The 19,616-nt window shown below is 61.8% G+C and carries 22 protein-coding genes and 3 tRNA genes; 12 read left to right on the top strand and 13 right to left on the bottom strand.

Annotated elements, in window-relative coordinates; genetic code table 11:
- Positions 1–225: 225 nt before the first annotated feature.
- The 6 genes from rpsF to Q8K08_RS19650 all read left to right on the top strand — a co-directional run bounded on the left by rpsF (position 226) and on the right by Q8K08_RS19650 (position 3,669).
- The gene (gene rpsF / locus Q8K08_RS19675) at positions 226–672 is read left to right on the top strand and encodes a 30S ribosomal protein S6 (RefSeq protein WP_304797480.1); all 447 of its coding nucleotides are present in this window, start codon (positions 226–228) and stop codon (positions 670–672) included.
- 29 nt (positions 673–701) lie between these two features.
- Positions 702–929 (top strand): 30S ribosomal protein S18, encoded by a 228-nt coding sequence (gene rpsR, locus Q8K08_RS19670; protein WP_100198517.1) that lies wholly within the window; start codon positions 702–704, stop codon positions 927–929.
- A gap of 12 nt (positions 930–941) precedes the next feature.
- Entirely contained in the window at positions 942–1,511 is a 570-nt protein-coding gene (gene rplI / locus Q8K08_RS19665) for a 50S ribosomal protein L9 (RefSeq protein WP_304797475.1), read from the top strand.
- Between the two features lie 147 nt (positions 1,512–1,658).
- A complete protein-coding gene (locus tag Q8K08_RS19660; protein ID WP_304797473.1) occupies positions 1,659–1,940 on the top strand; it encodes a hypothetical protein in 282 nt (93 codons plus the stop codon).
- A 95-nt stretch (positions 1,941–2,035) separates the two neighbouring features.
- Positions 2,036–2,974, top strand: a complete 939-nt coding sequence (locus Q8K08_RS19655) for a DMT family transporter (protein WP_304797471.1) — start codon at positions 2,036–2,038, stop codon at positions 2,972–2,974.
- A 122-nt stretch (positions 2,975–3,096) separates the two neighbouring features.
- Positions 3,097–3,669, top strand: coding sequence for a CHAP domain-containing protein (locus Q8K08_RS19650; RefSeq protein WP_305251440.1), 573 nt, complete (start codon positions 3,097–3,099; stop codon positions 3,667–3,669).
- 35 nt (positions 3,670–3,704) lie between these two features.
- Here Q8K08_RS19650 and Q8K08_RS19645 read toward each other — a convergent pair whose 3' ends face one another.
- The 3 genes from Q8K08_RS19645 to Q8K08_RS19635 all read right to left on the bottom strand — a co-directional run bounded on the left by Q8K08_RS19645 (position 3,705) and on the right by Q8K08_RS19635 (position 6,117).
- A complete protein-coding gene (locus tag Q8K08_RS19645) occupies positions 3,705–4,451 on the bottom strand; it encodes a hypothetical protein (RefSeq protein WP_304797468.1) in 747 nt (248 codons plus the stop codon).
- A gap of 71 nt (positions 4,452–4,522) precedes the next feature.
- Positions 4,523–5,857, bottom strand: coding sequence for a trigger factor (tig, locus tag Q8K08_RS19640; protein WP_305251437.1), 1,335 nt, complete (start codon positions 5,855–5,857; stop codon positions 4,523–4,525).
- A gap of 175 nt (positions 5,858–6,032) precedes the next feature.
- Positions 6,033–6,117: transfer RNA gene (locus tag Q8K08_RS19635), tRNA-Leu, on the bottom strand.
- Between the two features lie 256 nt (positions 6,118–6,373).
- Here Q8K08_RS19635 and Q8K08_RS19630 point away from each other — a divergent pair.
- Positions 6,374–6,859 (top strand): Hint domain-containing protein, encoded by a 486-nt coding sequence (locus Q8K08_RS19630; RefSeq protein ID WP_304803979.1) that lies wholly within the window; start codon positions 6,374–6,376, stop codon positions 6,857–6,859.
- Positions 6,860–6,908: 49 nt separating this feature from the next.
- Here the strand turns inward: Q8K08_RS19630 and Q8K08_RS19625 are convergent, their stop codons facing one another.
- Positions 6,909–8,528 (bottom strand): NAD(P)H-hydrate dehydratase, encoded by a 1,620-nt coding sequence (locus Q8K08_RS19625; protein ID WP_305251435.1) that lies wholly within the window; start codon positions 8,526–8,528, stop codon positions 6,909–6,911.
- Between the two features lie 183 nt (positions 8,529–8,711).
- On the opposite strand from Q8K08_RS19625, the gene Q8K08_RS19620 reads away from it, so the two are divergent.
- Positions 8,712–9,050 carry a P-II family nitrogen regulator gene (locus Q8K08_RS19620; protein WP_304801462.1) on the top strand — a complete coding sequence of 113 codons (339 nt, stop codon included), beginning with the start codon at positions 8,712–8,714 and terminating at the stop codon, positions 9,048–9,050.
- Positions 9,051–9,111: 61 nt separating this feature from the next.
- Positions 9,112–10,521 (top strand): type I glutamate--ammonia ligase, encoded by a 1,410-nt coding sequence (glnA, locus tag Q8K08_RS19615; protein ID WP_305251432.1) that lies wholly within the window; start codon positions 9,112–9,114, stop codon positions 10,519–10,521.
- A gap of 76 nt (positions 10,522–10,597) precedes the next feature.
- On the opposite strand, the gene Q8K08_RS19610 is transcribed toward glnA, so the two are convergent.
- From Q8K08_RS19610 to Q8K08_RS19585, 6 genes are all read right to left on the bottom strand, one after another.
- Positions 10,598–11,389, bottom strand: coding sequence for a DUF3445 domain-containing protein (locus Q8K08_RS19610; protein ID WP_305251428.1), 792 nt, complete (start codon positions 11,387–11,389; stop codon positions 10,598–10,600).
- Positions 11,390–11,404: 15 nt separating this feature from the next.
- A complete protein-coding gene (locus Q8K08_RS19605) occupies positions 11,405–11,623 on the bottom strand; it encodes an RND transporter (RefSeq protein ID WP_304804022.1) in 219 nt (72 codons plus the stop codon).
- A gap of 79 nt (positions 11,624–11,702) precedes the next feature.
- Positions 11,703–11,779 (bottom strand) — tRNA-Asp (locus tag Q8K08_RS19600).
- A gap of 207 nt (positions 11,780–11,986) precedes the next feature.
- A tRNA-Asp gene (locus Q8K08_RS19595) sits at positions 11,987–12,063 on the bottom strand.
- A 108-nt stretch (positions 12,064–12,171) separates the two neighbouring features.
- Positions 12,172–13,110, bottom strand: a complete 939-nt coding sequence (locus Q8K08_RS19590) for a pirin family protein (protein ID WP_305251426.1) — start codon at positions 13,108–13,110, stop codon at positions 12,172–12,174.
- Positions 13,111–13,197: 87 nt separating this feature from the next.
- Positions 13,198–14,349, bottom strand: coding sequence for an amidohydrolase (locus Q8K08_RS19585; protein WP_305251424.1), 1,152 nt, complete (start codon positions 14,347–14,349; stop codon positions 13,198–13,200).
- A 118-nt stretch (positions 14,350–14,467) separates the two neighbouring features.
- On the opposite strand from Q8K08_RS19585, the gene surE reads away from it, so the two are divergent.
- The 3 genes from surE to Q8K08_RS19570 are packed head-to-tail and all read left to right on the top strand — an operon-like array spanning position 14,468 to position 17,170.
- Positions 14,468–15,253, top strand: a complete 786-nt coding sequence (surE, locus tag Q8K08_RS19580; RefSeq protein ID WP_304797497.1) for a 5'/3'-nucleotidase SurE — start codon at positions 14,468–14,470, stop codon at positions 15,251–15,253.
- Positions 15,253–15,912 (top strand): protein-L-isoaspartate(D-aspartate) O-methyltransferase, encoded by a 660-nt coding sequence (locus tag Q8K08_RS19575; RefSeq protein WP_304797502.1) that lies wholly within the window; start codon positions 15,253–15,255, stop codon positions 15,910–15,912. Before surE ends, Q8K08_RS19575 begins: the two co-directional genes overlap by 1 nt.
- Before the next feature lie 52 nt (positions 15,913–15,964).
- Positions 15,965–17,170 (top strand): peptidoglycan DD-metalloendopeptidase family protein, encoded by a 1,206-nt coding sequence (locus Q8K08_RS19570; RefSeq protein WP_370870568.1) that lies wholly within the window; start codon positions 15,965–15,967, stop codon positions 17,168–17,170.
- Positions 17,171–17,258: 88 nt separating this feature from the next.
- On the opposite strand, the gene Q8K08_RS19565 is transcribed toward Q8K08_RS19570, so the two are convergent.
- From Q8K08_RS19565 to tatB, 3 genes are read right to left on the bottom strand one after another with little or no spacing between them, the layout of a single operon-like run.
- Entirely contained in the window at positions 17,259–18,098 is an 840-nt protein-coding gene (locus Q8K08_RS19565) for an ATP-binding protein (RefSeq protein ID WP_304797493.1), read from the bottom strand.
- Positions 18,095–19,012, bottom strand: coding sequence for a twin-arginine translocase subunit TatC (tatC, locus tag Q8K08_RS19560; protein ID WP_304797491.1), 918 nt, complete (start codon positions 19,010–19,012; stop codon positions 18,095–18,097). The genes Q8K08_RS19565 and tatC overlap by 4 nt, the downstream gene beginning before the upstream one ends.
- Positions 19,009–19,575, bottom strand: a complete 567-nt coding sequence (gene tatB / locus Q8K08_RS19555) for a Sec-independent protein translocase protein TatB (protein ID WP_370870567.1) — start codon at positions 19,573–19,575, stop codon at positions 19,009–19,011. Before tatB ends, tatC begins: the two co-directional genes overlap by 4 nt.
- Positions 19,576–19,616: the final 41 nt, after the last annotated feature.

The following is a 19,616-nucleotide window of genomic DNA, read 5'->3' as shown; positions in this document are numbered from 1 at the left end:
GCACAATTCACGGCCAGCGAACAAAACCTGCGCGCTGGTGAACATAACGCCTGCGTGTGGCGCACCAAACCACCCGCCTGCGCCGCGCTTGCATCTGCGCGGGCGATCTGTATAACGCACCATCCTTTCCGCATCCCTTTTAATGGCGATGCCTCTCGTGACCCGGCCGCGGAAAGGCCAAATGCCGTTGGTCTTTGAAGCCGCCCGAGACGAAAAGGACGATACATGCCACTGTATGAGCATGTCTTTATTGCGCGTCAGGATCTTTCCAACACGCAGGCTGAAGGCCTTGTCGAACATTTCACCGCAGTGCTTTCGGACAACGGCGGCAAAGTCGTTGAGTCGGAATACTGGGGCGTCAAAACGATGGCCTACAAGATCAACAAAAACCGCAAGGGCCACTACGCTTTTCTGAAATCGGATGCGCCTTCGGCCGCCGTTCAGGAAATGGAACGCCTAATGCGCTTGCATGATGACGTGATGCGCATCCTGACCATCAAGGTCGATGCTCATGGCGAAGGCCCATCCGTGCAGATGCAAAAGCGTGACGAGCGTGAACGTGGCGACCGTGATGGCGACCGTGGCGGCTTTGGCGGCGAACGCCGTGAACGTCCGTCATTCGGTGGCGGTGACCGCCCCGATCGCGGTGCAGACCGCGGCCCGCGTCGTTGATCATCAGCCTTAGGAAAGGACCATAAACCATGGCGAACAAACCATTTTTCCGCCGCCGCAAGGTTTGCCCGTTCTCGGGCGACAATGCACCGGCAATTGACTACAAAGACACACGTCTGCTGCAGCGCTACATCTCTGAGCGTGGCAAGATCGTGCCGTCGCGTATCACCGCCGTATCCGCAATCAAGCAGCGTGAGCTGGCCCGTGCGATCAAGCGCGCCCGCTTCCTCGCCCTGCTGCCCTATGCCGTGAAATAAGGAGCACCAGACATGCAAGTGATCCTTCTTCAGCGCGTGGCCAAGCTGGGCCAGATGGGCGAAGTCGTGAACGTCAAGGACGGTTACGCCCGCAACTTCCTGCTGCCGCAGGGCAAGGCGCTGCGCGCCAATGATGGCAACATCAAATCCTTCGAGGCCAAAAAGGCCCAGTTGGAAGCGCAGAACCTTGAAACCAAAAAAGAAGCCGAAGCTGTGGCCGCCAAACTGGACGGTCAGACCTTCGTCATCATCCGCTCTGCGTCCGATTCGGGCGCTCTCTACGGCTCCGTCACCACCCGTGACGCCGCCGAAGTGGCAACCGATGGCGGGTTCACTGTGAACCGTGGTCAGGTTGTCCTCGACAAGCCGATCAAAGATCTTGGCATCCACTCTGTTTCCGTGGTTCTGCACCCGGAAGTGACCGTGCGGATGAACCTGAACGTGGCCCGTTCGGCTGAAGAAGCCGAACTGCAAGCCTCGGGCAAGTCGATCCAGGATCTGGCCGCCGAAGCCGAAGCCGCAGCCGATTTCGAGATCGCCGAGTTGTTCGACGATCTGGGCGGCGCAGCACAGGAAGACTAAGGTCTTCTCAGATAAGTCTGGCGTTGCCGCCAGACCAAAGGCCGCGCGGATCGCTCCGCGCGGCCTTTTGCTTTGGCCGAAGGTTTGCCCAAACTTGGCCCCATTGCCGTGGCAAAAGACGTCACTCCAAACTGACGGACATTTCCCATGCGCCTGATCCTGCTTCTGTGTGGCCTGTCGATGCTGGGTGTCGCGGTGGCCTTTGGCTATCTGCAGGCCAATCCGAAAGTGCCCGCCTTGGCCGCCATGGCAACCGACACCACGATGCAATCCGGCCCCGCGACTGCCTTTCTGGAACAGGCCCTCGCCGCGCCCGACACCGGCGACGCCCCTGCTGCCACTGCGCCCGCTGCGGCACCCTTGATCACGCTTGCGCCCAAGGGCAAAGCAAAGGGCGCGCGCTTTGTCAAACCTCCGCTCACCGACTAGGCTGGCCCATCGCCGACACCCCGCATGTCGGCATCAGAGGCGCGTCGCCACCCGGCACATGGTCTGATCCAATCAAATCAGATCAAGGCCTATAGATGACAGCCCTTCCTGCCCCGCGCCACGACTCCACCCTTGGCATCTTGTGCCTGTGCGCGGGATTGGGGCTGTTTTCCGTGCAGGATCTGATCCTCAAACTGTTGTCGGGCAGCTATCCGCTGTCACAGGCCATGGTGTTCCGCAGCCTGACCGCTTTGCCGCTGCTCTTGTTGCTTGCTGCCCGTGATGGCGGTTTGCGCACGCTTTTCACCCCCGGCACCAACGCAATGATCGGGCGGGGTCTGGTGATGTTCGTGGCCTATGCCGCCTACTACCTTGCGCTGCCCGCCTTGCCGCTGGCGACCGCTGTTGCGCTTTATTTCTCGGCGCCGCTGTTTATCACCATCCTGTCCGTGCCGATGCTGGGCGAAACGGTCGGCTGGCGGCGCGGGCTTGCGGTGCTGGTGGGCTTTGGCGGCGTGCTGGTGATCCTGCGCCCCGGAGCAGGGTTGTTCGAGATTGCGGCCCTGCTGCCGGTTCTGTCGGGTCTGTGCTATGGGCTGTCGATGATCTTTGCCCGCCAGTTGGGCGCGCGCGAAAGTGCCGCTGCCATGGCGTTCTGGGGCAATCTGGTGTTTTTGGTGATCGCCACCGTCATGGCCTTGGGGTTTGGCGGCACCACCGCCCCCGATCTGCACCCGTCGCTGGCGTTTTTGCTGCGCGCATGGGTCTGGCCCACGCCGCTGGATGCAACGCTTATGGCGGGCTGCGGGGTGATTGCGGCGCTGGGGCTTACGCTGTTGACCCAAGCCTACCGCATCGCCGATGCCAATGCCGTCACGCCTTTTGAATACAGCGCCATGCTTTGGGGCATCCTCTGGGGCTGGGCCTTTTTTGCGGAATGGCCCGATGCTGTAGCATGGGCAGGCATCGCAACCATTGTTTTTGCCGGGCTGTTTGTGCTGTGGCGAGAACGGCTTGCGCAAAAAGGTTCCTAGAAAAACTGGCCCCGATCACGGAACCGGCAACTTTCCGCCACCCCCTGTCACGCAGTCTTTCACTCGCTGAAACATGCGTTACAAGCCATGAAAATACTATCTGGGGACGGTTCAATTTGACTTTGACACGACAGACCCGCGGCTTCGCACGCGCCACTCTTCTTTGTGCCAGCCTGCTCATGCTGACCGCCTGTGGCGACGCCATCACCAAATCCACGATGAGCGCGCCAGCCCCGTCGTCGTTCAATCCAATGCTGCAAGCTCAGGCCATTTCCGAGGTCAAGGAAAAGCAGGCGCGTGGCGCGCGGGTCTGGTGTGTGCCTTTTGCCCGCACCGCTTCGGGAGTCGAATTGAAGGGCAATGCTGGAACATGGTGGAAGGCAGCCAAAGGCGTCTACTTCCGTGGCTCGGCCCCCGAAGAAGGCGCGGTGATGGTTTTCGCCCCGCATTCCAGCAGCCGTCTTGGCCACGTTGCCGTGGTGTCCGAAGTGGTGTCCGAACGCAAAGTGCTGATCGACCACGCCAACTGGCACCGCAACCAAATCTCGCTCAAGATGCCGGTCATCGACGTGTCTGAAAACAACGACTGGTCACGGGTGCAGGTCGAAGGCACCCCCGGCGTGATCGGCAATGCCCGCCCGCTGCATGGCTTTGTCTATCCCCGCAAGATCGGCGGCGATGCCAGCCAAAGCTGACCGTTAGGGCGGCCAGCCAAGGCTGACCTCTCTGGTCAGCCCAAATCTCCAAACCGCGCCCGCAGCGCTGCCACATGGGCGCGCAAGGCGGGCACACGGTCCCAGTGCCACAGCAGATCACCCCACGAGATCGGCACAAACACCACATCATCCCCTGCCACCGCCGCACCAAAGCGCGCGATCTCGTCCCGGTGCTGCGCCTGGCGCGCCCGGTCAACAGGCTTGCCCGAGGCCCATTGCGCAGGCTCGGCATAGAGATAGACCAACACTGCCCCCAAGGCCCGCTTTTGCGCCCGTGTCCGGATGCCATAGGCGTGCTTGACCAGTTGCACCGCATCCAGCACCCGGTAATCCGCCGTGCCTGCGATCAGCGCCTGTGCAAGGGAAGTATAGCGCGCCATGTTCGTCCCCCAGACCGGGCGGTCATACACATCAGAAAACCCGGTCTGTTTGGCAGGGCGGAACGGCTCGTAGCGCTTGCTTTCCACGCCGACCAGCGTGGTGTGGGTCACGATCCCAACATCCAGCCAGGGATGCCGCCCGCCTGACCACGGAAACCGCATCTCGACCTCCAGATCCACTGTTTCCACCGCGCCTGCAGGCACACCGGGCAGCGGCGGCAGGGTGCCGGGACGCTCCAGAAACCAGCCAAAGGCATTGGCAACAAGTGCCGCCGACGATTCCGCAGAGTCAAACTTGCCCGAGCGCAGCTCATTGCCGGGCGCACGGGACAAAGCCTCCAGAATGCGCGCCTCTGGCAAATCGGGCAGGAAATTCGGCATGGTCACATCCTATGGCAAAAGAAAAGGGCCGCACCATCCGGCGCGGCCCTCCGTTCAGTCTGGTCAGACAATCAGATCTCATCCAGCGCGTCGATCGCCTTTTGAAGTTCGTCCTTGTTGACTTCTTTCTCGGTTACTTTGGCCTGACCAACGATGTGGTCAACCACCTTGTCTTCAAACAAAGGCGCGCGCAGTTGCTGTTGCATCTGCGGGTTCTTCTGGACGAATTCAAAGAACTGACGCTCTTGGCCAGGATACTGACGCGCCGCGTTCAACACGGCTTGGGTCATCTCGGCATCGGTGACGGTGATTTCAGCCTTGCGACCGATTTCAGCCAGCAACAGGCCCAGACGCACACGACGTTCGGCCAGCGACTTATGCTCGTCAGTTGGCTCGATGGCGTCGTGGTTATGGCCCTGCACCTCAGGGTTTTCTTCGTGCCACAGCTGGTGCGCGATCTGGTTCGCCTCTGCTTCAACCAAAGCTGCGGGCAGGTCAAACTTGACCAAACCGTCCAGTTGATCCAGCAAAGCGCGCTTCATGATCGCTTTGCTGGCGCCCTGATATTCCACGCCCAGACGTTCCGCGATCTGACCCTTCAGACCGGCCAGATCCTCGGCGCCGTATTTCTTGGCCAGCTCGTCATCCAGCTCGGCCGCTTTTGGCTCTTTGAGAGCCTTGATGGTGCATTCAAACACCGCCGCTTTGCCCGCCAGATTCGCCGCGCCATATTCTTCCGGGAAGGTCACGTCGACCTTCACCTCGTCACCAACCTTGGTGCCGACAAGCTGCGCTTCAAAGCCCGGAATGAACGAGTTTGACCCCAGCACCAGCGGGTAATCCTCAGCCGTGCCGCCTTCAAAATAGTCGCCGTCAACCGAGCCTTTGAAGTCGATGGTGATCTGGTCGCCATCTTTGGCCTTGGCACCCTTTTTGCGGTCGTCAAAGGACTGCGCAGTGGAGGCCAGGTTTTTCAGCGCTTCGTCAACCGATGCGTCATCGGCTTTCACCACCAGACGGTCCAGCGTGATCTTGCTTGCATCCAGTTCCGGGATCGGCGGCAGGCAGTCATAGGTCATCTCGACCACAACGTCGCGGCCCTCGGCCCAGTCATCGCCGCCCTGCATCTTTACATCAGGCTGCAAAGCCGGACGGTCGCCGGTTTTGTCAAAGTGATCCTTCATCGCGCCGTCAATCGCGTCTTGCATCGCATCGCCCAAAAGGCGCGGCCCAAACTGCTTGCGCAGGATCGCCATAGGCACCTTGCCCTTGCGAAAGCCCTTCATCTCGACTTCGGGCTGCGCTTCGACCAGCTTTTCCTGAACCTTGGCTTCCAGTTCGGCAGCGGTCACAGTGATGGTGTAGCCGCGCTTCAGCCCTTCGTTCAGGGTCTCGGTGACTTGCATATTTTCCCCATATCGGTTGGGCCGCCAGAACAGGCGGCAGTCAAAACTTTCCCGCCTCTCCTATTAATCCGCAGGGCGGCTTGCAAGCCCGAATGCCGATTTTCCGCCCGAATGTTCAGCATTTTGGGAAAAATCCGCGCATCGCAAAGGGGGGGCAGCGGCAACAGGGCAATGATGGTGCGGGTGGAGGGACTTGAACCCCCACGCCTTGCGGCGCCAGAACCTAAATCTGGTGCGTCTGCCAATTTCGCCACACCCGCAACATACGAAAGGCTAGACCCGCTATGGGGCATACCCGCCGTGCCCCGGTGTTCTAGCAAAGCGTTCCGCGACTGGCGAGAGCAAAAACGCATCCTCCGTGGCTGGCCTTACCGTCGAGATTTTGGCGGCATTCCGGCCACGCAGCCCCGAAAATGCCCCGCCCTCGCCCAAGAAAGCCTCGCCGCCGCCCTGTTCCTGCCATATTTCGGATCAAAAAAGCATGAGGCAGACAAAATGTTGGCACTGGAGTTGATCATGGCAGAGCTTTCCGTTGGACCCACCGCAGGTACCGTTGATGCCAGCACCAAAATGCCGCTCTGCGGGATCGCGGCAGGCACCATTATCCTGACCCTTGCAGGCGCCATGCCGATCGAGTTTGTGGCCCCCGGTGACAAGATCATCACCCGGTCCGGCGCACGCGCGGTCACTGGGGTTGAGATCGCCGTTGTCAAGAATGCCAGCGTGATCCGCATTTCCGAAGGCGTTTTGGGAAAAGACCGCCCCGAGGCCGACATGATCGTCGCGCCGCAACAACCGCTGTTGATCCGCGACTGGCGCGCCAAGGCCATGACTGGCGTTGATCAGGCCGTGATGCGCGCTGACCGTCTTGTGGATGGCGCCTATATCCGCAGCGAAACCGTGGCCGAGGCCCGGATCGTCACCCTGCATTTCGCAGATCCGCAGGTGATCTTTGCCGCCGGGCTGGAACTGGGGTGCGAAACGGCCGTACAGCGCGGCTGATTTCGACAATAGTCTGCCGAAAGCAAAGCCGCCCTTGGGGCGGCTTTTTTCACACCCCCAAGGCGCGGAACACTTTTGGTAGTGCCTCGGGCAGATCCTCTGCAATCAACCCCGGCCCGAAACTGCGCGCGCATTCCACATGCAGCCAGGCCCCGGTGCAAGCGGCGTCAAACGGCGCAAAGCCACGTGCCAGCAGCCCACTGATAAACCCTGCCAAAACATCGCCCGAGCCTGCCGTCGCCAGCCAAGGCGCCGTACGGTCATACGGTGCCGAATTGACGGCACAGCGCCCATCCGGCCCGGCAATGACCGTATCCGGCCCCTTGAACAGCACTGTGCACCCGGCTCGCGCCGCCGCGTCGCGCGTGGCATCCACCTTGGAATAGGCAGGCCCCGTGGTCGCAGGCGCAGCCAACCGCGCGGCAATGTCGGGAAACAACCGCGCAAATTCCCCGGCATGCGGCGTCAGCACACATCTGTCATGCAAGGCCCCAAACAGCGCGGCATCCCGTGCGATCAACGTCAGCGCATCAGCATCCAGCACCAGCGCACGGCGGGGTTCACCCCGCCGTGCCACCCCGGCCCTCAAAGCCACGCCCACCAGCGCCGCCTCCCGCGCCCCCGCCCCCATCCCCGGCCCCAGACAAAGCGCATTGATCCGCCCATCCTCCAGCACAGCAGCCAAGGCCCGCGCATCCACAACCTCCCGCAGCATCACCGCATCCAGCCGCGAAGCATGCTCCGCCAACGCGTCCGCAGCGCAGCCCACCGTCACCACCCCCGCCCCGATCCGCAGCGCCCCCCGCGCCGCCAAACGCGCCGCCCCGCCTCGGCCAGCGGGGCCGGAGAGAATAAGCGCATGGCCGTGAGAGTATTTGTGGGCATCCGTGGCTTTGCCAACCGCGTTTGTTGGCGTCGGTACCGTTGCCGTCTCAGTGGTCGAAGGCAAAGCGTCAAGGCCAATGTCCACCACCCGCAATCGCCCCCGCTGCCGCAGCCCTTCGCTCAGACAGTGACCGACCTTTGCCCGATGAAAGCTGACCGTCAGGTCAGGGCGCAACACCTCACCTAATCCAGGCCCAGCCGTTTCCCCTGCCAACACCCGCCCGCTGTCCGCGCAAAGGCCCGAGGGAAGATCGACAGACACCACCTTTGAATCCCCCAGAAAAGCATTAAACAAGGCTTTCACCGCCGCGACAACCGACGTTGCGACAGCGCGCGCCAAACCTGTGCCGAACAGGGCATCGACACAAAGCGCAACCGGCCGACCTGCGGACACCGCATCCAGTTCCAGCGCCCGCACCTCCCCTATCCCGCACCACCGCACATAATTCACCCGCGCATCCGGCGGCAGCTTTGCCGGATCGCCATACAGATACACCTCCACCTCCCAGCCCAAACCATGCAACAGCCGCGCCACCACGAACCCGTCGCCGCCATTGTTCCCCGGCCCACACAACACCACCGCCCGGCGCGGCCCATGGTTTTCATCTTGGCCCCAATACTCATCTGTGCCCGCGCCGCCGCGCAGCTCCGGCCATTCATCGAACACCGCTTCCACCACGCCACGCCCGGCACGCTCCATCAACTCCAGCCCGGTGACGGTGCCACTGGCAATCGCTGCCGCCTCAACGGCGCGCATTTGGGCAGATGTCAGAACTTCAGTCATATTTCCGCCCATTCCGTTTTTAAATCGCTCATAAATTAGCATTACCGCACAAATTTTAATCATACCTGCGAGAATCCCACCGCGCTTGCCATTGCACAAACCTTAGTCAATTGTCGCGGCTGACAGGAAATGATCAGACAGCATAAGACAGTAAAAGAACCAAGGCGCGGGGGAGTTCGGCCCATGAAGAAGATCGAGGCAATCATCAAGCCCTTCAAGCTTGATGAGGTCAAGGAGGCCCTGCAAGAAGCCGGGATTCAGGGCCTTTCCGTTACCGAAGTCAAAGGCTTTGGCCGCCAGAAGGGTCACACCGAACTGTATCGTGGCGCTGAATATGTGGTGGATTTCCTGCCCAAAGTGAAGATCGAGGTCATCCTTACCGATGATATGGTCGATCAGGCCGTTGCCGCGATCATCTCGGCCGCCCGCACTGACAAAATTGGCGATGGCAAGATTTTTGTAAGCTCGGTCGAGCAAGCCATCCGCATCCGCACAGGCGAGACCGGCGACGACGCCGTCTGACCCCCCAACATCAGGCCCGCTTGGCCTGCACTGTAACACCCAGAAACCGAAAGGCAGCATGATGAGCGCTATTAAAAAAGCTCTGAAACTGATGAAGGATGAAGAAGTCGAGTATGTCGACATCCGCTTCACCGACGTCAAAGGTAAGCTCCAGCACGTGACGCTGGTGGTTGATCTCGTGGACGAAGACTTCTTTGAAGAAGGCTTTATGTTCGATGGATCCTCCATCGCCGGCTGGAAGTCGATTGATCAGTCCGATATGAAGCTGATCCCCGACGCAACCTCGGTCTATATCGACCCGTTCTACGCGGAAAAAACCATGTGCGTGCATTGCACGGTGGTTGAGCCCGACACGGGCGAATCCTATAGCCGCGACCCGCGTGGTACCGCGCTGAAAGCCGAAGCCTACCTGAAATCCTCGGGCATTGGCGACGCGTTCTACTGCGGGCCAGAAGCCGAATTTTTCATGTTCGACGACGTGCGCTACTCGGTCAGCCCGCAGAAGGTGTCGTTCCAGATTGACGCCGAAGCCGCAGCCTGGAACACCGACGCGGAAATCGAAGGTGGCAACCTTGCCCACCGTGCAGCCCACAAGGGCGGCTACTTCCCGGTCAACCCGATTGACGAAGCCCAAGACATTCGCGGCGAAATGCTGTCCACCATGAAGCGTATGGGCATCAAGGTTGACAAGCATCACCACGAAGTTGCGACCTGCCAGCACGAACTTGGCATGATCTTTGGCGGTCTGGTCGAACAGGCCGACAACATCCAGAAATACAAGTACGTCATCCACAACGTCGCGGCCGCTTACGGCAAGACCGTAACCTTCATGCCAAAGCCCATGAAAGGCGACAACGGCTCGGGGATGCACGTGAACATGTCGATCTGGAAAGACGGCAAGCCTTTGTTTGCAGGCGACAAATATGCCGACCTGTCGCAAGAGGCGCTGTGGTTCATCGGCGGCATCATCAAGCATGCCAAGGCCCTGAACGCACTGACCAACCCGGCCACCAACAGCTACAAGCGCCTGATCCCAGGGTTCGAAGCACCGGTTCTGCTGGCCTATTCGGCCCGCAACCGCTCGGGTGCGGTTCGTATTCCGTGGACGGAATCGCCAAAGGCCAAGCGTGTTGAGGCCCGCTTCCCCGATCCGGCAGCCAACCCCTATCTGGCCTTTGCGGGTCTGTTGATGGCTGGCCTAGACGGCATCAAGAACAAGATCGACCCCGGCGCGCCTTCGGACAAGGATCTGTATGATCTGCCGCCCGAAGAACTGGCCGCGATCCCAACCGTTTGCGGCAGCTTGCGCGAAGCGCTGGAAGAGCTGGAAAAAGACATGGACTTCCTGATCGCTGGTGACGTGTTCACCAAAGACCAGTTGGAAGGTTACATGGCGCTGAAATGGGAAGAAGTGTACGCCTACGAGCATACGCCACACCCGATCGAATATGCGATGTACTACTCCTGCTGATCACAGCAGTCCCAAAACCGAAGGCCGCCCCTTGGGGCGGCCTTTTCGTTTGTGGTCAGGATGTTACAGCCAGAAGCTAAAGCGCGCGGTGAATGGGAAACTCGGCCAAAGCTGACGCCTGCGCTGCCGTCAGATCCTCCAGCCGCACCACATAGGTGTGGATTGAGAACAGCACCGCACGGCTGACTGGCAACCGGATCAGGCATTGCCGTTCCGACCGGATAAACGGCATCGCGCCCTGCGCCACCGTGTCCTTGGGTGCGTCCTCGGTCAGCGGGTTGAACAAGGGAGCACGCGAATGGTGGGCATTGGCGCGCCAAAGCGGCGTCTCGACCCGCACCGCATCCAGCAACCGCTGCACTCTGCGGCCCATATCGGGCGTGTAGTCCTCCACGGGCCGGTGCATCCGCATCAAAGGCCGCCCCAGCTTTTCGGCCAAGGTCCAGCCCGCCGGAAAGCACAACACCGCCGCCGACAGCATATGCTCGCCCGTGCCATGCTCTTGCATCAAACACAGGTCTTGCTGCACCAATCGCCCCAGCGTCTGCAATGGGCGCGCGGGGTCCAAGGTCAGCCGCACACCGTCCGGGCGCGTCACCGAATCCCCGGCCCACACAAAGCCTTCAGGCAAGCGCGCGAGCGTAAATTCATAGAATTCCTCAATGGCTTGCGCGGCAAGGCTCACCTGCCCCACCACCGCGTCCTCGCGCTCTGCAATCAGACGGTCTCGCAGCGCCATCTGACCGGCATAGGCATCATCCACCCGCAGCCAATCGGCCATATCCAGCGGCAAAATCCCCGGCAACCGCCGCGTGCGCGCATCAGCCCAAGGCGCAAAGGGCAAGCGTGATTGAACAACCCCATCCATCGCCCGCCCCTTCGTTCAGCGCTTTGCAGCGATCCGCGCCAGCTTGGCCAACAGGATCATCCAAGGTAAAGCGTGCAATACCAGATCACCGATGTCGATAGGTTTGATCAAATTTCCCTGCGCCAGCATCCGCAGTTTTTCCACCAGATGCGGTTCAGGCAAAAACGGTGACAGCCCCAGCGTCAGCGCGGCAATGACGGCATAGCTCAGGGGCAGTTGATCCAGAAAACGCATGCAAACTCCGATGTTTGGCCAAAGGCTGAAACATTTTCGGGCCTAACACATATTCTAAAGACTGCATATAGGGGAGAAGTGGCGCGGTTGACGGGGCTCGAACCCGCGACCCCCGGCGTGACAGGCCGGTACTCTAACCAACTGAGCTACAACCGCGCGATGCAGCGGGGATATAGCCGCCGACTGGGGGCGTCAAGCCGGAAAGTGGGGCAAAGTCAAAACTGCCGTGACCCTTTGAAACCGCCACAAGGTCGCCGCATGATTCCGCACAAGCATTTGATTTGAATATTTAAACCCGAAGCCTTGGACGGAGGCGGAAAACCAAAAAGCCCCCGCTTTTGCGAGGGCTTTTTGGGGCAGGAATGGCGCGGTTGACGGGGCTCGAACCCGCGACCCCCGGCGTGACAGGCCGGTACTCTAACCAACTGAGCTACAACCGCACATTCCGTCCGACCCGGTGTTACCCGCGCCGTAGGGGGGCTTTTAGGGGGATGCGCAGGGGGCGTCAAGCGGGCTTTGATCCATTCCCGCGCTTTTTTCGCGCAAGCCTATCTTTCCGGTGCAGGGATGAATTCGCCCGCGTCATCATGCGGCAGACGGAAGCGGCCATGCGCCCAATCGCCCGCCCGCCATGCCTCACGCGCGGCGTCGATCCGCTCACGCGACGAGGCCACGAAATTCCACCAGATATGGCGCGGCCCGTCCATCGTTGCGCCGCCCAGCAGCATCACCCGCGCGCCAGAATCGCCCGCCCGGACCGAGATGCAGTCGCCGGGGCGAAACACCAGCATCCGGCCCGCGTCAAAGGTCTGACCACCCACGGTTACCTCACCCGACAGGATATAGACCCCGCGGTCCTCGTGATCATCGGGCAGCGGGATCGCAGCACCGGGGGAAAGATGGGCGTCGGCGTAGAACACTTCAAACCCCACATCGACCGGTGCTGTCTGGCCATAAGCGGTGCCAAGAATCAGCCGCACCTGTTTACCCTCGCCCTCCAGTTCGGGCAGGTCTGCCTTGGTGGCGTGGACAAAGGCCGCCGGGTTGTCCTCCATCGCGCGCGGCAAGGCCAGCCAGGTCTGCAGTCCGAACAGATCATGCGGCGTGTTGCGGATGTCTCCATCCTGCCGTTCCGAATGAGTGATGCCCTGCCCTGCCAGCATCCAGTTCACTGCCCCCGGCTCGATCCATGAATCGGTGCCAAGGCTGTCGCGGTGATGAATTCGGCCCTTCATCAGATAGGTGACGGTGCCAAGGCCGATGTGCGGATGCGGGCGCACGTCGATGCCTTTGCCGGTCAGAAATTCGGCAGGGCCCATCTGGTCGAAAAAGATGAACGGCCCCACCATCTGCCGCGCGGCAGATGGTAGCGCGCGGCGCACCTCAAACCCGCCCAGATCGCGGGCGCGCGGCACAATGACGGTCTCAATGGCGTCCACAGCGTCACCGATCGGGATGGACGGGTCAAGAATGGGGTTCCAGCTCATGTTGGTCTCCTTTGGCCTAAAGATAGGCCAAAGGGGCCGCTTCGTCTTCGCCTATGGTCGCGCGGGACTTGTGCAAAAAGGCACAGCTTAGCCGAGAACTCGGGCGGTAATCGCCAAAAACGCAGAGACACCGGGCGCAATCAGCGCGTCGGGGAAATCATAAGCCGGATCATGCAGCGCCGCGCAATCCTCGCCGCTGCCCAGCAAAAACATGGCAGACCGCGTGCTGCTGCTGGCAAAGCGGCCAAAATCCTCGGATGGGCGCATCGGGCCGTCGGTGGGGCCAAAGGGGATGGCGGCGACGGTCAACCCCGCCTTTATGAGGCCAACCGCCTGAGGCTCATTGTGGCAGGCCGCAAAATCATCGTGCCAGCTGATATCCAGCCCCAACCCATGCGCGCCCGCAACCGCCTGGGCCAAGTCCTGCGCCTGCGCCCTGAGGTCGATCATATCAGCGTCGGTCAGGCTCCGCAGAGTTGCCCAAACCTCGCCCTCACCCGGCGCGATGCCAAAGCTGGGCGTCCCAAGGCGAGCGTGGGTCAAGGTCACCAGCCGGAAGCCGGGGGCCAGTGCGCCGCCCGGCCCCAGCGCCGTCAAGGCCGGGATCAGCGTGATAATGGCCGCCTGCGGTGACAGGCCGGTGTCTGGCGTTGCGGCATGGGCGGTGCGTCCGGTCAGGCGCAGACGCATCCCGCAAGAGGCGCAATTCATCGGCCCCGCCGACACCTGCGCGCGCCCCAGCGGCAGGCCCGGCATATTGTGCAGCGCAAAGGCCCAGTCGGGACGCAAAGCGGCAAAGCGCGGATCAGCCAGCACCAAAGCCGCCCCCGAGCCGTCTTCTTCAGCAGGCTGAAACATCACCACGACGCGGCCCGTCGCGGGCCGGTGGCGCGACAGATGGCGCGCGACGCCCAACACAATCGCCATATGGCCATCATGGCCACACAGATGCGCGACCCCGTCGGTCAAGGACCGATGCGGAAGGCCCGGATTTTGCAGGATAGGCAGCGCGTCCAGTTCAGCCCGGATCATCACCGTGGGGCCCGGTGCAGCGCCCGAAAACACCGCCGCCACCCCATGTCCCCCCAGACCTGTCACTATCTGGTCGGCCCCCAGCCCCTGCAACACCGCCTGCACCCGCAGCGCGGTTTGCGCCTCATGCCCCGATACCTCGGGGTGGCGGTGCAGATCGTGCCGGAACCGGGTCAGATCGATGACGTCCTGCGCGGTCAATGTCATGTCGGGGCCTTTCTTTGGGGCCAGCGGACAGTGCAAAAGCGGTGATGTCAAGCAAAGGTGGCGCTTGTGCTTGCCGCCTGTGCATCGGTCGTCTAAGCAGGGGGAAAGGACGAATTTCATGCGCATTCTGATCACCAATGACGACGGCATCAACGCTCCGGGGCTGGAGGTTCTGACCGTCATCGCCCATGAGATCGCCGGCCCCGACGGTGAGGTCTGGACCGTGGCCCCCGCGTTTGAGCAATCGGGCGTGGGTCATTGCATCAGCTATTCGCACCCCATGATGATCGCGCGTCTGGCAGAGCGCCGCTATGCCGCCGAGGGCAGTCCGGCCGATTGTGTACTGGCCGCAATTTACGATGTGCTGGATGGGGCCAAGCCCGATCTGGTGCTGTCGGGGGTGAACCGGGGCAACAACGCGGCTGAAAACACGCTCTATTCCGGCACCATTGGCGGCGCGATGGAAGCGGCGCTGCAAGGCATTCCGGCGATTGCACTGTCGCAATACATGGGGCGCGGCACCGATGATCTGGACACGCCATTTCAGGCTGCGGCCCAGCATGGGGCTGCCGTGGTGCGCAAGCTGTTGGACAAGGGCATCTGGACTCAGGACGATTATCGGGTGTTCTACAATGTGAACTTCCCGCCTGTCGCCGCCGAGAAGGTGCAGGGCACCAAAGTTGCAGCCATAGGTTTTCGCCGCGACACCTCGTTTTCGTGCGAGCCGCATCTGTCGCCGACCGGGCGGCGCTATCTGTGGATCAAGGGCGGCCCGCAGCACACGCCCACCCTGCCCGGCACAGACGCTGCTGTTAACCTTGAGGGTTGGATTTCCGTGACACCCATGCGCGCTGATCTGACGGCGCATGACCTGCTCGCGCCGTTGGAGGCGCAACTGGCATGATGGGAAGCGGCGGCCCGGATGAGACGGACGCCGAACGCAAGATGCGCTTTTTGTTTGGACTGCGATCAAGGGGCGTGACTGACGCCCGCGTGCTGACCGCGATGGAACGGGTTGACCGTGGCCTGTTCGTGCGCGGCCATTTCGCTGACCGCGCCTATGATGACATGCCGCTGCCGATTGCCTGTGGGCAGACCATCAGCCAGCCTTCGGTGGTCGGTCTGATGACGCAGGCGCTGAATGTGCAGCCACGCGATACGGTTTTGGAGGTGGGAACAGGATCAGGCTATCAGGCTGCCATTCTGGCCCATCTGGCCCGGCGCGTCTACACTGTGGACCGTCACCGGCGTCTGGTGCGTGAGGCGCAAGGCGTGTTTCAGGATCTGGGGCTTGTCAATATTACCGCCTTTTCTGCCGATGGCAGCTATGGTTTGCCCGATCAGGCCCCTTTTGACCGCATTATCGTGACCGCTGCCGCCGAAGACCCGCCCGGGCCCCTCTTGGCGCAACTCAAAGTTGGGGGTATCATGGTGTTGCCGGTGGGACAGTCCGATACCGTGCAAAGTCTGATCAAGGTGACCCGCATCAGCAGCGGATATGATTACGAAGAACTGCGCCCGGTGCGTTTCGTGCCGCTGATCGAAGGTCTTGGTGCAGAGTAGATGGCGTAACAAAGGGCGGGAAACACCGCCCGACAAACACAAGAGGCAGAGCATGACCCGCAACTCACCGGCCCCGATGGCCCCCCTTATGCGCATCCTGTGGCTGGGCAGTGCCCTTGGGGCTTTGTCGGCCTGCATGCCGACTTCTGGCGGCAGTCCGTTTACCGGGCTGGACTGGGATCTGCGCAACGGTCCGGGCGTGCTGGACACGACAGATGCGGCGCTTAGCGCCACTGAACGCAGGCCCACACCCGATGGGCGCGGCGTGATCTCTTATCCCGGGTATCAGGTGGCTGTTGCCCGGCGCGGCGATACGGTTGCCTCGGTTGCCGCTCGGGTCGGCATTCCGGCGGACGAGCTGGCACGCTATAACGCGATCATCCCGACCGACACGCTGCGCGAGGGCGAAATCGTGGCCCTGCCGCGCCGGATCCTGGACACCGGTCCGGTGCAAGGCGGCGGGATCATGACCGGAACCGGGGCCAGCCCTGCGCCCGTGGATGTGTCAAGCATCGCCACCACCGCGCTGGACCGCGTGGGCACACCAACGCCCCCCGCCACCACCAAACCCAGCACGGGCCGCGAACCGGTGCGCCATCAGGTCAAGCGCGGCGAAACCGCGTTTTCGATCGCGCGCAGCTATAACATCTCGGCCAAGGCGCTTGGCGAATGGAATGGGCTTGGCCCGAACCTTGATGTGCGCGAAGGGCAATATCTGATCATCCCGCTGGCCTCTGACGCGCCGCCACCTGCGGCACGGCAAGCGGTCAGCGTGCCCGGTGCAGGATCGGCCACGCCGACACCGCCATCGGCCACGCAGCCCCTGCCCGCAGAGAAGACCGCGCCTGCTGCCGCAAAACCCAAAGAGACCCCAGCCTCGCCCGATCTGGGCGCGCAGCGCAGCACGTCAACCAAGATGCAGATGCCGGTGCAAGGGTCGATCATCCGGCCTTATGCCAAGGGCCGCAACGACGGCATTGATATTTCTGCCCCGGCAGGTACGGCCGTCAAGGCCGCTGCCGCCGGCACTGTGGCCGCGATCACCACCGATACCGCGCAAACCCCGATCATCGTGGTGCGCCATGCCGACAATCTGCTGACGGTCTATGCCGGTGTGGACAAGATTACGGTGAAAAAGGGCGATACGGTCAGCCGGGGCCAGACCATCGCAGCGGTCAGGGCCGGCACGCCATCATTCCTGCACTTTGAGGTTCGGCGGGGTGTGGACAGCACCGACCCGGTGCCTTTCCTGCAATAGGCGCGCATGATGTCCCTGTCGGATGCCTCCGGCGGGGATATTTAAGAACAGAAAATGAGCAGGCAGAGCTTTGGGGTCTGCGTCTGTGCTACAGACGGATGCCTTCGCGGGCGGCGAGGTCGCAGAAGAACTGCCAGGCGACGCGGCCCGAGCGCGCACCACGGGTTGCTTGCCATTCAATCGCCTCGGCGCGCAGGCGGTCCTCGGGGACGCTGACCCCATGTGCAGCGCAATAGCCCCGGATCATGTTGAGGTAATCGTCCTGAGTGCAGGGATGGAACCCCAGCCAGAGGCCAAAGCGGTCTGACAGCGAGACTTTCTCCTCGACCGCCTCGGACGGGCTGATCGCGGTGGAGCGTTCGTTTTCGATCATGTCGCGCGGCATCAGGTGGCGGCGGTTTGATGTGGCATAGAGCAACACATTTTCGGGCCGGCCCTCAATGCCGCCATCCAATACGGCTTTGAGTGATTTGTAGTGCTGGTCGTCATGGCTGAAGGACAGATCATCGCAAAACAGGATAAAGCGCGCGTCTGATCCGCGCAGCAGTGCCAGCAGGCGCTGCACCGAAGGCAGATCTTCGCGCGCGAGTTCCACGATCTTCAGCGGCAGGCCCTCGGCCAGAACTGCGGCGTGGATCGCCTTGACCAGCGAGGACTTCCCCATGCCGCGCGCGCCCCAGAGCAACGCGTTGTTGGCCGGCAGGCCGCGCGCGAAATGGCGGGTGTTGTCCAACAGCGTGTCACGCGCGCGGTTGACACCGATCAGCAGCGCCAGATCCAGGCGTGCCACGCGGCTGACCGGCTCCAGCCGGTCGGGGTCGGTGTGCCAGGCAAAGGCATCGGCCGCGCCAAAATCAGGGGCCGGGCGCGGGCTTGGGGCCAGCCGCTCTAATGCGGCGGCGATGCGGGAAAGCGCGTCTTCGGTCATGCCGGGTGGTCTTCCTCATCCGCCTCTGGGTCTTCCCACAGACCTTGGGCGCGCAGCTCTGCCTCGCGCTTTTTCTCGATCCGGCGGATCAGGAAAATTGACACCTCGTAAAGCGGATAGACGGCCAGAAACAGGATCAGCTGGCTCAGGATATCGGGGGGCGTGACCAGGGCGGCAGTCAACAGGATCATCACGACCGCATATTTGCGCGTGCCGGCAAGCCCGGCGGAGGACACCAACCCTGCCTTGCCCATCAGGGTCAGCAGCACCGGAAGCTGGAAGCACAGGCCAAAGGCGATGATGAGTTTCAACGAAATATCAAGCGTTTCATTGACCTTACCCTGAAACACAATGTCGATGCCTTGCTTTTTGACCGCTTCAGTCAAAGGAGTCGCCACCGGCATATCAGCAATCGGTGCATCGGAAATGGCAGGCAACAGCGCCGAGACGACAGAGGTCGCATCTGCAAAGCCGAGAAAGAAGGTCATTGCCAGCGGCGTCACGATGTAATGCGAGAACACCGCGCCCAGAATGAACAGCACAGGCGAGGCGATCAGGAACGGCAAGAACGCGTTCTTCTCATTGCGGTACAGACCCGGTGCCACAAAGCGCCACAGCTGATAGGCGATGACCGGGAAAGACAGTGCCAGCCCCGCCACCACGGAAATATGAATCAGGGTAAAGAAATACTCCTGCGGGGCGGTGTATTGCATGATCGGGTTCGGGTTGCCCAAAGCCCGCATCGCATCTTCAATGGGAGTCAACAGGAAGCCAAGGATCGGTTCAGCCACCAAAAAGCAGGCCACCATGGCAATGATAAACGCAGACACCGCCCAGATCAGGCGGTTGCGCAGTTCGGCCAGATGCTCGATCAGGGGCGCAGAGCTGTCTTCGATATCGTCTGCTTTGGTCATACGTCGGCCTTGGGGGTCTGATCGGATTTCGGTTTGCGCGGAGCGCGCGGCTTTTTGATCGGGGCCGAGGCGGAGGCCGCATCGGTGGCCGCCGGGGTCGCAGCAGGCGTGGCGGGCTTCTTCAGCTTGGCCGCAGTTTCCTTGACAATGGCCTGCCGCGCGGCCTTGGCATCGGCCAAAGCCTGCGTCGCTGGACCCATCGCCGGGGCCGGTTCAGGGGGGGGCGCTGCAGGCGGGGCGGCTTGCGGATCAGGTTGCAATGCGGGCTTGGCCGCAGTGGTCGGGCGGGCTGCGTTTTTCAACGGATCCCACTTTTCAAACTTTGCAGTGGCTTCCTTGACCGCCTCCAGCCCCATTGATTTGGCAGAGGTCACGCTCTTCAGATCTTTTGCCACATCTTTCACACCGGACTCGTCCGCCGCCGCTTCCATCGCCCGCGAAAACTCGCGCGCCATGCCCCGCATCTTGGCGGTAAAGCGGCCCAGACTGCGGAACAGTTCGGGCAGGTCTTTGGGGCCAATCACGATCAGCGCGACGATCCCGATGACAAGCAATTCGGACATGCCGAGATCTAACATGGCGCAGGGCTTCCTTTCCAGTCAGC

The organism is Pseudotabrizicola sp. (genome assembly GCF_030684215.1).
GTDB lineage: Bacteria > Pseudomonadota > Alphaproteobacteria > Rhodobacterales > Rhodobacteraceae > Pseudotabrizicola.
The sequence above is the reverse complement of the archived record's forward strand: the minus strand, read 5'-3'. Positions and strand labels throughout refer to the sequence as shown.

What these genes read in the sequence shown, in the direction of transcription:
- rpsF (WP_304797480.1), top strand. Translation starts at nt 226, where the DNA reads ATGCCACTGTATGAGCATGTCTTTATTGCGCGTCAGGATCTTTCCAAC.
- rpsR (WP_100198517.1), top strand. Translation starts at nt 702, where the DNA reads ATGGCGAACAAACCATTTTTCCGCCGCCGCAAGGTTTGCCCGTTCTCG.
- rplI (WP_304797475.1), top strand. Translation starts at nt 942, where the DNA reads ATGCAAGTGATCCTTCTTCAGCGCGTGGCCAAGCTGGGCCAGATGGGC.
- Q8K08_RS19660 (WP_304797473.1), top strand. Translation starts at nt 1,659, where the DNA reads ATGCGCCTGATCCTGCTTCTGTGTGGCCTGTCGATGCTGGGTGTCGCG.
- Q8K08_RS19655 (WP_304797471.1), top strand. Translation starts at nt 2,036, where the DNA reads ATGACAGCCCTTCCTGCCCCGCGCCACGACTCCACCCTTGGCATCTTG.
- Q8K08_RS19645 (WP_304797468.1), bottom strand. Translation starts at nt 4,451, where the DNA reads ATGCCGAATTTCCTGCCCGATTTGCCAGAGGCGCGCATTCTGGAGGCT.
- tig (WP_305251437.1), bottom strand. Translation starts at nt 5,857, where the DNA reads ATGCAAGTCACCGAGACCCTGAACGAAGGGCTGAAGCGCGGCTACACC.
- Q8K08_RS19630 (WP_304803979.1), top strand. Translation starts at nt 6,374, where the DNA reads ATGGCAGAGCTTTCCGTTGGACCCACCGCAGGTACCGTTGATGCCAGC.
- Q8K08_RS19625 (WP_305251435.1), bottom strand. Translation starts at nt 8,528, where the DNA reads ATGACTGAAGTTCTGACATCTGCCCAAATGCGCGCCGTTGAGGCGGCA.
- Q8K08_RS19620 (WP_304801462.1), top strand. Translation starts at nt 8,712, where the DNA reads ATGAAGAAGATCGAGGCAATCATCAAGCCCTTCAAGCTTGATGAGGTC.
- glnA (WP_305251432.1), top strand. Translation starts at nt 9,112, where the DNA reads ATGAGCGCTATTAAAAAAGCTCTGAAACTGATGAAGGATGAAGAAGTC.
- Q8K08_RS19610 (WP_305251428.1), bottom strand. Translation starts at nt 11,389, where the DNA reads ATGGATGGGGTTGTTCAATCACGCTTGCCCTTTGCGCCTTGGGCTGAT.
- Q8K08_RS19605 (WP_304804022.1), bottom strand. Translation starts at nt 11,623, where the DNA reads ATGCGTTTTCTGGATCAACTGCCCCTGAGCTATGCCGTCATTGCCGCG.
- Q8K08_RS19590 (WP_305251426.1), bottom strand. Translation starts at nt 13,110, where the DNA reads ATGAGCTGGAACCCCATTCTTGACCCGTCCATCCCGATCGGTGACGCT.
- Q8K08_RS19585 (WP_305251424.1), bottom strand. Translation starts at nt 14,349, where the DNA reads ATGACATTGACCGCGCAGGACGTCATCGATCTGACCCGGTTCCGGCAC.
- surE (WP_304797497.1), top strand. Translation starts at nt 14,468, where the DNA reads ATGCGCATTCTGATCACCAATGACGACGGCATCAACGCTCCGGGGCTG.
- Q8K08_RS19575 (WP_304797502.1), top strand. Translation starts at nt 15,253, where the DNA reads ATGGGAAGCGGCGGCCCGGATGAGACGGACGCCGAACGCAAGATGCGC.
- Q8K08_RS19570 (WP_370870568.1), top strand. Translation starts at nt 15,965, where the DNA reads ATGACCCGCAACTCACCGGCCCCGATGGCCCCCCTTATGCGCATCCTG.
- Q8K08_RS19565 (WP_304797493.1), bottom strand. Translation starts at nt 18,098, where the DNA reads ATGACCGAAGACGCGCTTTCCCGCATCGCCGCCGCATTAGAGCGGCTG.
- tatC (WP_304797491.1), bottom strand. Translation starts at nt 19,012, where the DNA reads ATGACCAAAGCAGACGATATCGAAGACAGCTCTGCGCCCCTGATCGAG.
- tatB (WP_370870567.1), bottom strand. Translation starts at nt 19,575, where the DNA reads ATGTCCGAATTGCTTGTCATCGGGATCGTCGCGCTGATCGTGATTGGC.